Source organism: Niveispirillum sp. (genome assembly GCF_017996735.1).
Classification (GTDB): Bacteria; Pseudomonadota; Alphaproteobacteria; order Azospirillales; family Azospirillaceae; genus Niveispirillum.
In genome coordinates this window covers 1-10,117 of sequence record NZ_JAGOGJ010000187.1, presented here as the reverse complement: position 1 = coordinate 10,117, position 10,117 = coordinate 1, and the positions used below count along the sequence as shown (strand labels likewise).

8 protein-coding genes are annotated in these 10,117 nt (G+C 66.3%); all 8 read right to left on the bottom strand.

Annotation, left to right across the window (positions count from 1 at the left end; genetic code table 11):
- Positions 1–1,485 (bottom strand): DEAD/DEAH box helicase (locus KBA48_RS30505; protein WP_292912456.1); only part of this gene is annotated, 1,485 nt, incomplete at its 3' end.
- A gap of 190 nt (positions 1,486–1,675) precedes the next feature.
- Positions 1,676–3,184 carry a carboxylesterase family protein gene (locus KBA48_RS30500; protein ID WP_292912457.1) on the bottom strand — a complete coding sequence of 503 codons (1,509 nt, stop codon included), beginning with the start codon at positions 3,182–3,184 and terminating at the stop codon, positions 1,676–1,678.
- A 90-nt stretch (positions 3,185–3,274) separates the two neighbouring features.
- Positions 3,275–4,168 (bottom strand): LysR family transcriptional regulator, encoded by an 894-nt coding sequence (locus KBA48_RS30495; protein WP_292912455.1) that lies wholly within the window; start codon positions 4,166–4,168, stop codon positions 3,275–3,277.
- An 87-nt stretch (positions 4,169–4,255) separates the two neighbouring features.
- Complete coding sequence (locus KBA48_RS30490; protein ID WP_292912454.1) at positions 4,256–4,720, bottom strand: nuclear transport factor 2 family protein; 465 nt, start codon at positions 4,718–4,720, stop codon at positions 4,256–4,258.
- A gap of 15 nt (positions 4,721–4,735) precedes the next feature.
- On the bottom strand, positions 4,736–6,781 hold the full coding sequence (locus KBA48_RS30485; RefSeq protein WP_292912453.1) for a pyridoxamine 5'-phosphate oxidase family protein: 2,046 nt from the start codon (positions 6,779–6,781) through the stop codon (positions 4,736–4,738).
- Between the two features lie 34 nt (positions 6,782–6,815).
- Positions 6,816–7,424, bottom strand: a complete 609-nt coding sequence (locus KBA48_RS30480) for a glutathione S-transferase family protein (RefSeq protein WP_292912452.1) — start codon at positions 7,422–7,424, stop codon at positions 6,816–6,818.
- A gap of 168 nt (positions 7,425–7,592) precedes the next feature.
- Positions 7,593–9,659 carry a S9 family peptidase gene (locus KBA48_RS30475; protein WP_292912451.1) on the bottom strand — a complete coding sequence of 689 codons (2,067 nt, stop codon included), beginning with the start codon at positions 9,657–9,659 and terminating at the stop codon, positions 7,593–7,595.
- A gap of 198 nt (positions 9,660–9,857) precedes the next feature.
- On the bottom strand, positions 9,858–10,117 hold a 260-nt coding region (locus KBA48_RS30470), incomplete at its 5' end, for a hypothetical protein (RefSeq protein ID WP_292912450.1).

The window sequence follows — 10,117 nt, the reverse complement described above, 5'->3', positions numbered from 1 at the left end:
GGACCGGGCCAGCGTCGTCTTGCCAGAGCCGGGTGGCCCCCACAAAATGAGCGAGGGCACGCGATCTTTCTGGATCACGTCGCGCAGCAGCTTGCCCTCGCGCAAGAGCTGCCGCTGGCCCACCACTTCTTCCAGCGACTGCGGGCGCATGCGATCGGCGAGCGGAGGGACGGCTTGATTGCCGAGGTGCGCGCGCCGCGCCGCTGCCTCGGCCTGGGGCGGCCTCTGGCCCCGGCGACCGGGGCGGCCCTGCTGGGCGCGCTCACCGGGCTGGCCCGCCGGCTTGGGGGCTTTGCGCTTAGGCTGCGGCTGCGGCGGACGTTCCGGCTTCAGTTGCGGCAGAACGGCGGCGGCCGCCGGTTCCATCGGGTGGCGCGGGATCGACTGGCGCGTCACCTTCTCGATCTGTTTCAGCAGCGGGCGGTCGGCGGGCGTGACCAGCGATACCGCCGTGCCGGCCCGGCCCGCGCGGCCCGTGCGGCCGATACGGTGGACATAGGCGTCGGCCACTTCCGGCAGATCGTAATTGAAGACGTGGGTGATCAAATCCACATCAATGCCGCGTGCCGCGATGTCGGTGGCGACCAGGGCGCGGGTCTTGCCGGCGCGGAACGCATCCAGCGCGCGTTCGCGGGCATTCTGTGACTTGTTGGCGTGATAGGCATCCGCACCCAGACCAGCGCCCGCCAACTGTGCCGCCAGCTTGTTGGCGCCATGCTTGGTGCGGGTGAAGATGATGGCGGTCTCAACGGCCGGATCGGACAGCAGTTTCACCAGCGTCGGTGCCTTCTGCGCCATGTCCAGATAGATCACCGACTGGTCGATACGTTCCACCGTCGTCGCGGGCGGCGTAACTTCCACCCGCACATGGTCATGCAGCAGGCTTCCGGCCAGACCAGACACGTCGCCCGGCATGGTGGCCGAGAAGAACATGGTCTGGCGGCCCGTCTTGGGCAGCTTGGCCACGATCTTCTTCACGGCCGGCAGGAAGCCCATGTCCAGCATGCGGTCCGCCTCGTCCAGGACAAACAGGACAACATTGTCCAGCTTGCACTTGCCCTGGTCCATCAGGTCGATCAGGCGGCCCGGCGTGGCGATGAGGATATCGACCCCGGCGACCAGCGCCTTGATCTGCGGGTTCAGCGAGACGCCGCCATGCACGACCGCATTGGTGAAGGGCAATTGCAAACCCAGCAGGTCGAAGACCGTGCCGACCTGCAAGGCCAGTTCACGTGTGGGCAGCATGATCAGCGCCCGCGGATAATGGGGGCGTGCCCGCTTGTCCGCCTTGGTCAGTGCCTGCAGCACCGGCAGGGCGAAGGCCGCCGTCTTGCCGGTACCGGTCTGGGCGAGGCCCAGCACGTCGCGGCCCGCAAGGGCGGCGGGAAGGGCCTGGGCCTGGATGGGCGTGGGGGTGGTATAACCCGCCGCGGCCAAGCCGGCGGAAAGCGGGGGCAGCAACCCGAAGCCGTTGAAATCCTGCATATCTGGAAACGTAACCCTGAAAACCGGCCCGGCGCACGATGCGGCCAGGCGTCCTAAGCACCGCCGGAACGGCGGCGGCCCGATGCGGGCGGCGGTTCCAGTATGGGACTTGATATTGCTTCATCGCACGGGCACGGCCCCGGCACAATCGCGGATGCCGGGGGGCAGGGGTGCGGCGGTTGCGAGGGCGCTATCGTCCCTCCAGCCGCCGTTCGGTCAGGTCCAGCCGCGCCCTGTACGGATCGTCGGTGACCAGCGGCCCCTGGTTGGTGAAATCGATCAGCCGTTCATCACCGACCCCGAAGCGAGGGGCAACCAGGCCGCCGTCAATGGCGGGCACGCCCTTTTTTGCAAAACCGGTCCAATAGCTGCGCAGGCGGGCCGCCATGACAAGATCGGCCGGGGTGGTCAGGCTGCCATAGCGCGGCAGGACATTGTTGAAGATGAAGGGCAGTTCCTTGGCATGTTCGGTGCCCGCCCATCGACTGCGCATGTTTTCCGCGACATAGGAAAAGCGGTAGAGATGGACGCTCTGCCCCCTTGCCGCCAGGGCGCGGGCCGTGGCGCGGGCGGGTTCGATGAACATGGCGTCGCCATTGACGCGGTGGCCTACCTTGTCCGCACCGTCCGTGCCGGTCGGGTCGTAAAGGCGCGCCGCCTCTGCCCGCAGCGGGCCGAAGGCCGCCAGGATATCGTCCTTCGTGCCGCCGCTGTACCAGCCATCGGCACTGTTGGCGCCAATCATCACGGGGATGGCGGCGGCCTTGCCGGCGCGGAACAGGTCCAAAGGCACCCCTTCCATCAATTTGCCGTCGATGACGGGACCGGAATAGTCGGTGACACCCGACAGGGTGGCCAGGTTCAACCTGCCGACCAGCGCCTCGACCGGTAGCGCCCGCAAGGCGGCAAGCGCCGTGGGGCCGGTATCGGTGATGCCCTGGCCGGCGGCGAACCGCAGGCCCGCCGCCTCTCCCGCCGCCAGGGTGGGAGAGGGCAGCAGCGTGGAACGGCCGCCGGCCGACATGGCAATGGCCTTGTGGAACAGGCCGCGCGCCGCCGGCGCCGACAGCAGGACATTGACGGACAGGCCGCCGGCACTTTCCCCGAAAATGGTGACGTTGGACGGATCACCGCCGAAGGACGCGATATTGGCCGCGACCCAGCGCAGGGCCGCGATCTGATCCATGAAGCCGTAATTGGCGGTGGGGCCGTCGCCGGCCTCCGCCGTCAGAGCCGGGTGGGCGAAGAAGCCGAAACGGCCCAGCCGGTGATTGGCGCTGACCACCACCACCCCGTCGCGTGCCATCCGCGACCCATCATAGATGGCGGGTGAGGTGCCGCCATTGACGAAGCCGCCGCCATGGATCCAGACCATGACGGGCAGCTTTCCACCCGCCATGCCGGCGGGGCGCCAGACATTCAGGTACAGGCAATCCTCCGCCGGCACCGTGGCCAGGGGCGCGTCATCGCCGATAAAGGGTTTCTGCGCGCAATCGGCGCCATAGGTTCCGGCCGGGCGTTCCCCGTCCCAGGCGGCGGCAGGGGCGGGCGGGCGCCAGCGCCGGTCGCCCACGGGCGGGGACGCGAAGGGAATGCCCAGGAACCGGTCCACCCCCTGTTCCGTCAGCCCGCGCACGGCGCCCGTTCCCGTGCGGGCCAGGGGGCCATCGGTGGCGGATGCAACCGGTACCGCTAACATCGCGAGAAGGAGGAGGAGTGCCCTGGCGTTCATCCCTGCTGTTCCTTGTTGGTTTTATACCGGCAGGGTAGCAAGGGCGGGGCGGGACCGCTACCCGTTCAGCAACGGGTTCGCCCGCAGCCTTTCCACCGCCATGTCGACAAAGGCCCGCACCTTGGCGGGGGCGTGCCGGCCCTCGGGATGCAGCACATGCACGGGCAGGCGCTCCTCCTCATGCGCCGCCAGCACGATGCGCAGCCGGCCAGCGGCCAGGGCGGGGCCGATCTGATAATGCAGCACCCGCGTCAGGCCCCAGCCGCAAAGGGCGGCGCTGATCACCGCCTCGTTGGTGTTGCATTGCAGGGCGGGGCGCACCGTCACCCGCTGGTCCCCGCCAAAGCGCCAGTCGGTGGAGGCCCAGGCGCTGGTTGAGGCCGCGATGCGGTGGTCGCGCAGGTCGGCGGGCGTGACCGGTTCGCCATGTTTTGCAAAATAAGCGGGTGAACCGCAGACCACCCGCCGCAGGCTGCCCACCCGGATGGCGGTGAAGCCGCTGTCGGGCAGATGGCCGATGCGCACGGCCACATCGATGCCTTCATCGATGATGTTCACGGGCCGGTCGACAAACAGCGTGCGCACCGTCATGGACGGATAGGCATCCAGATAATCCATGAGGATGGGCAGCACATGCATCTGCCCGAACAGCAGCGAGGCCGTGACCGACAGGGTGCCCGTGGGCGTGGCGTAGGAACCGCCGGCGGCGGCTTCGGCCTCGACAATGTCGGACAGGATGCGGCGGCAATCCTCCAGATACCGGCACCCGCCCTCCGTCAGTTTCACCGACCGGGTGGTGCGGACAAACAGGCGGGCGCCGATCGTGTCCTCCAGGCTGGCGATGGCGCGGGTGACGGCCGGCGCGCTCAGGTTCAACTGGCGCGCGGCTTCCGCGAAGCTGGCCGTCTCCGCGACCTTCACGAAGATGCGCATGGAATGCCAGCGATCCATCCTTGCCCCTTCCGTCATGGCTGTTCCGGAGGGGTAGCATATCATTGGCGGGCAGTCTCGGATGGCAAGGTGAGGCTAGCCTTACCCCTAAAACCCAAAATGGCTGAGGCCGGGATGGTCGTCGGGGCGGCTTCCCTGGGGCCAGCGGAACTGGCGGTCGGCCTCGGCGATCGGGTGTTCATTGATGCTGGCATGGCGCGCGCGCATCAGGCCATCCTCGGCGAATTCCCAGTTCTCATTGCCATAGGCGCGGTACCATTGGCCGCTATCGTCGCGATATTCATAGGCATAGCGGACGGCGATGCGGTTGCCGGTGAAGGCCCACAATTCCTTGATCAGCCGGTATTCCAGCTCCCGGTTCCATTTGCGGGTCAGGAAGGCCTCCACCTCCGCCCGGCCCGTCACGAATTCGGCGCGGTTGCGCCAGCGTGTGTCTTCTGTGTAGGCCAGCGCCACCTTGGCCGGATCGCGGCTGTTCCAGCCATCTTCGGCCAAGCGCACTTTCAGGATGGCACTTTCTTCGGTGAAGGGGGGCAGGGGCGGACGGGACATGGGGGTTCTCCGGGGTCAGAGGTCGAGTTGCAGGGGGCTGTCGCCGCTGGGCACGGCGCAGCAGATCAGCACTTCATCCGGTGCGTGCGGGGCCGTGGGTTCCTTCAGATAGCTGACGGCACCGGCCTGCAGCCTTGTCTTGCAGGTGCCGCAGGTGCCGGCGCGGCAACTGAATTCCGGGGACAGGCCCCGCGCCTCCGCCAGGTCCAGCAGGCTGCCGGAACCGGGGGTCCAGCGCGCTTCTTTGCCGGCGCCGGTGAAGACCACGGGCACCGGTGCCGTGGCGGGGGGCGGCTGGGGTGCCGCCGGTTTGGCGGCATCGCTGCTGCGGGTCAGGGAGGAGGGGCCGAACGCCTCTGCATGGATACGATGGTCAGCGATGCTCAGCGCGCGCAGCCCGTCATACTGCGCCTGGGTGAAGGCGGGCGGGCCGCAGAGATAGAAATCGTAATCGTTGAAGGACAGATGCGCCTTCAACAGTGCGGCGTCGATGCGGCCGGCGACGTCATAATCGCGCCCTTCGATGGCGTCGTCGGGGTCGCTCAACACCCGCACAACCCGCACGGCCCCCTTCGCCGCCGTGACCAGTTCGGCCAATTCACGGTCAAACGGCCGTTCTGCCTTTGTCCGGGCGGCCTGGAACAGGATGGTGGGGCGGATGGAGCGGGTGCGCAGCCCCTCATAAACCACATGCCGCAGCATGGCCAGAAGCGGCGTGATGCCGACACCGGCGGCCAGCAGGACCGCAGGCCGTTTCTCCGCCGCATCAATGGTGAAGGCGCCGGCCGGCGCGCGCGCCTCGATCCGGTCACCGCGGCGGACATGATCATGCAGATAGTGGGAGACCAGACCATCCCGCTTCACGCTGATCCGGTAATAGCCATCGGATGGGGCCACCGACAGGGTATAGGTGCGGATCACCGGCTTGTCGCTGCCGGGCAGGGTCAGGCGGATGGGCAGATGCTGGCCCGCCTGATGCGGCAGCAGGCCCGCCCCGTCGGCAGGCGCCAGATGGAAGGACCGGATGGTGCGGCTCTCCTCCACGATGCGGGTCACGGTGAAGGGACGCCATTGCGTGGCAAGGTCGGCGGCACGCAACCGGTCGGCCGCCTGTTCCCAATCACCCGTCATCAGGGAATTGGGAGACCAGCCCTGTTCGCGGAAGGACCAGCGCAGAGGCAGGGCAGCATGGCGGTGGATGACGCGGCGGGCCCGGAAGGTCCAGAGCCGTTCGGCCCCCTGGAACGACGCCACCTCCGGCCCGTCCAGGATCAGGGCGGCGTCGCCGGTCAGGTGCAGCATGTCACCGGTGGTGAAATCCACAAAGACCAGCCCCGCCTTGCCATTGACCAGGATATTGCCCAGCGTGGCAAAGAACAGGTTGCCGGCAAAATCCGGGATGGTCAGGGTGCCGTCATCGGCGACCCGGACGAAGCCCGCCTTGCCGCCGCGATGGGAGACATCGACCTGACGGCGATCCTCCCGCTCGGCATAGGAGGCGACGAAGAACGTGTCCGCCGCCCGGATCATGGCGCGGGCGCTCTCGTCGATTTCATGGCTTTCCAGCGCCTCGGGCGTGACCGGTTCGGCCGGGTCACGCACGAAATTGACATCCCGCAACTGGATATATTGCGGGCAGTTGCCGAAGCTCTGGTCCACCTCAAACCGCAGCAGGCCGGGATATGCCGCGCGGATGATGCCATTCACGCGGTTGCGGCGGCGGGTATGCAACTCAATGCCCAGCAGGCCGATGGCCTCCCCCGTTTGCATGCCGGCGCTGGCCGGGTCCTGCGGGTCCAGGGGCACCTGGATATCCAGGCGGGTGGGGCTGGGCGCGCTGATGAACCCCGCGCCGCCGGCCAGCAGCGTGGCCCAGGCATCACCCTTTTTATCCACCGACCCGGCCACGATGAAGGGGGCCTGGGCATAGAAGTCACGATGCTGCTGGGGCATGAAATCGCGGATCACCCGCTGTCCCACCCCCTCCATCCGCTCGGCCACGCCCAGCTTTTCCTGGAGGACCTTTTCACCTTCGTGCCAGACGGGCAGTTTGCCGCTCATCGTACCCTCCCTCATCGCGTGCCGGTGTCAGGCTTCAGGCGGACAGACCCACGGGGCTGCGGGCGAAGGGTACGAAGCCGGGGAGGGCTTCGATCCGGGCCAGGAAGGCCTTGACGCGCGGATAGGGGGACAGGTCGACATTGCCCTCCGGCGCGCTGGACAGGTAGGAGTAGAGGGCCACATCGGCGATGGTGGGGCGGCTGCCGACCAGCCAGTCACGCCCATCCAGATGCGCCTCCAGCCGGCCCAGCAGCAGATGGGCGCGACCGATCACTTCCTCAGCGTTGAATTTTGCACCAAAAAGCGTGACCAGTCGCGCTGCGGCCGGTCCATAGGCCAGTTCGCCCGACGCAACGGCCAACCAGCGCTGCACGGCGGCGGCGCCCTGCGCATCCTCCGGCAGCCAGCCGCCGCCCTGCTTGTGGGCCAGATAGACCAGGATGGCTGTGCTGTCGGGGATCACGACCCCGTCATCCTCCAGCACCGGCACCTGGCCGAACGGGTTCAGCGCCAGGAATTCCGGCTGCTTATGGGCGCCGGTCATCAGGTCGACCTCAACCAGTTCATGCGGCAGGGCCAGCAGCGACAGGAACAGGCGGGCGCGGTGAGCATTGCCCGACAGGGGGTGATGGTAGAGCTTCATGATTAGGTCCCTGATCTTGTTGGACCGGGGCATCCCGATCCGCCAGGGCAGAATGGGTCATGAAGGTCGTGACGTTAATCCATCGGCTGGGCAGTTCATCATTTCACTGGGTGGAATAATCATCCCCAAAAAGGGGCGGAACCTTTCGGTCCCGCCCCCTGTCTTTTCTTACATGCCCGGTGCCGAGGGTCCCGGCTTCACATGGGCCTTCACCCAGCGTTCAACCTCCCCGTACCAGAAGACACTGTTCTGCGGCTTCAGAACCCAGTGGTTCTCGTCGGGGAAATAGACCAGACGGCTTTCCACGCCCCGGCGCTGAAGCGTGTTGAACAGTTCGATCCCGTGGTTGATGGGCACGCGCAGATCCTGTTCGCCATGCAGAACCAGGGTCGGTGTCTTGAAATTGCCGGCCTGCATATGCGGTGAATTGCGGGCGATATTGTCCTGATCGTCCCAGAACTCCTTGAACCGCGCCTGGCTGCCGCTGAAATCGGCCGCATATTGGGTATAGAGGTTATAGACGGCGGCATGGATGACCAGGGTCTTGAACGGATGTTCGCGGCCCAGGATGAAGCTGGTCAGATAGCCGCCATAAGACGCACCGGCGGCCAGCATGCGGTCCTTGTCGATGAAGGGCTTGGCGGCCAGCCAGTCGGCGGCCTTCATCGTGTCCTGATAGGGCACCTCACCCCATTCGGGGTTGATGCTGTCGGTAAAGGCCTGACCAAAGCCGCTGGAGCCGTGGAAATTATGCCAGGTGACGACATAGCCCCAGCCGGCAAAGACCTGCGCGTTCCAGCGATAGCTGAAGGCATCGCTGATGGCATTGTGTGGGCCGCCATGGACCAGCATCATGGCCGGATATTTTTTCGACGGATCGAAATCGGGCGGATAGACCACCCACATCTGGATGTCGGCGTTGTTCGCGCCCTTGTAGGTGACGCTTTCCACCTTGCCCATGTGGAACCCGGCCATGGCCTGGGCATTGGCGGCGGAAATGTCGCGGACCTTGCCGGATTTCGGCTCAATGGCCACCAGCTCGGCCGGGGCGCTGATCGACTGTCGCAGACCCACCAGGGACTTGCCCGCGACCTCCACATCCGTCACATCGCCGGTCGACCCGTCGGTGACGCGGCGGGGCTTTTCCTTGCCCTTGGGGTCATAGCGATAGACACGCTGGACGGAGGCGTCATCGACGGCGCCATAAAGGGCCGAACTGTCGCTGGTCCAGGCATAGGCGCCGGCTGACCGGTCGAAGCCTTCGGTGATGTCGCGGGCCGCACCCGTGGCGCGCTCGCGCACGATCAGCTTCGCATTCTCGCCATAGAAGCCGTAGATGGTGCGCTTGGCATAGGCCAGATATTTACCGTCGGGCGAATAGGCGGGGTTGCTGTCGGGACCGGTCGTGTTGTCCGGCGTAAGGTTGGTGGCCTGCCCGCCCGTCACCGCGATGGTGAACAGGTCGGTATTGGGCCGGTTGCCCACCTTGTCGACATTGACGGGGAAGGCGATTTCCTTGTCGTCGGGGGAGATGTCGAAGGGGGCCGACCCCTCATTATACTGCACGGAAACACCCGACCCCAGCGTGATGGCACGCGGGGCCGCGCCGTCGATGTCGGTGGCGTAGAGGTGGTTTTCGCGATCATCCAGATAGCGATCGAAATAGGCGATGGGTGCCTTGTCCCAGACCTTGGCCGTCATCTTGCTTTCTTCCTGTTCCTTCAGGCGCTTGGCCTGATCGTCCCAGGTGGAAAGATCGGTCCAGACACGGGTCATGAAGACCAGTCCCCGGCCGTCGGGCAGCCATTTTGGCGTGCGTACCCCCGTGGGTACGGCTGTCACCCGCTTCGCCTCGCCCCCGCCCACGGGCAGGATGTAAAGCTGCGGAGCCTTGTCATCGTCACGCCGGGCGATGAAGGCGATGTATTTGCCATCGGGGCTCCACACCGCGTCGCTTTCCGCCGCCGGGTCGGTGGTCAATTGCCGGGCCGGGCCGCCATCAACGGGGAACAGCCAGAGATCAGCCGCGCGCTTGTCCGTCTTCAGGTCGAAGACGGAGACCGTCACAACCGCCGACTTGCCATCCGGCGACAGGGCCGGCGGCGACAGGCGCTTCAGCCCCCACATGTCGGTGGCGCTCATCACCTTCTTTTCCTGGGACAGCGCCGGGCTTACGGCTCCCAGGGTGGCACAGGTCAGCAACAGGCCCAGCCGGGCCATGGTCCCCAATCGCATTCTTATATCCTCCGTCCGACAGGATTTTGCCGCGAAGGATGCCAGGGGCGGGGGAAGGCGGATAGCTCTGTAACAAAGCCGTTACGAGCCTGTGACAATTGTACCGGTGATGGAACCGGCAAACCCGCCTCATACCGGTCGCCCTCACGCGCCGCCCGCCACCCCGCCGGAGGCTGAACCCCCGGCGGCCCCCGCGTATCAGAAACCTGCTTCGCGTCTGATGATGGCGATTGAGTTTGTGATGATTTTGGTGGCTGGGCTTTGTCGTTCTGCGGTGATGTGGACCTGTCCGCGCAGGGCGATGGGGATTGGGTTTTGGTCCTGGTGTGTGGCGGTGAGGGTGACGCGGTAGATGGCTTGTTCGGGGACGGGTCCGGCTTTGTGGTCGGGGAGGGCGGCGATGCCGCCGCCCTGGGTTGAGGCGAGTTCGGGGATGGGGGCGAGGCGGGTTGTGGCGG

What these genes read in the sequence shown, in the direction of transcription:
- KBA48_RS30475 (WP_292912451.1), bottom strand. Translation starts at nt 9,659, where the DNA reads ATGCGATTGGGGACCATGGCCCGGCTGGGCCTGTTGCTGACCTGTGCC.
- KBA48_RS30490 (WP_292912454.1), bottom strand. Translation starts at nt 4,720, where the DNA reads ATGTCCCGTCCGCCCCTGCCCCCCTTCACCGAAGAAAGTGCCATCCTG.
- KBA48_RS30480 (WP_292912452.1), bottom strand. Translation starts at nt 7,424, where the DNA reads ATGAAGCTCTACCATCACCCCCTGTCGGGCAATGCTCACCGCGCCCGC.
- KBA48_RS30485 (WP_292912453.1), bottom strand. Translation starts at nt 6,781, where the DNA reads ATGAGCGGCAAACTGCCCGTCTGGCACGAAGGTGAAAAGGTCCTCCAG.
- KBA48_RS30500 (WP_292912457.1), bottom strand. Translation starts at nt 3,184, where the DNA reads ATGTTAGCGGTACCGGTTGCATCCGCCACCGATGGCCCCCTGGCCCGC.
- KBA48_RS30495 (WP_292912455.1), bottom strand. Translation starts at nt 4,168, where the DNA reads ATGGATCGCTGGCATTCCATGCGCATCTTCGTGAAGGTCGCGGAGACG.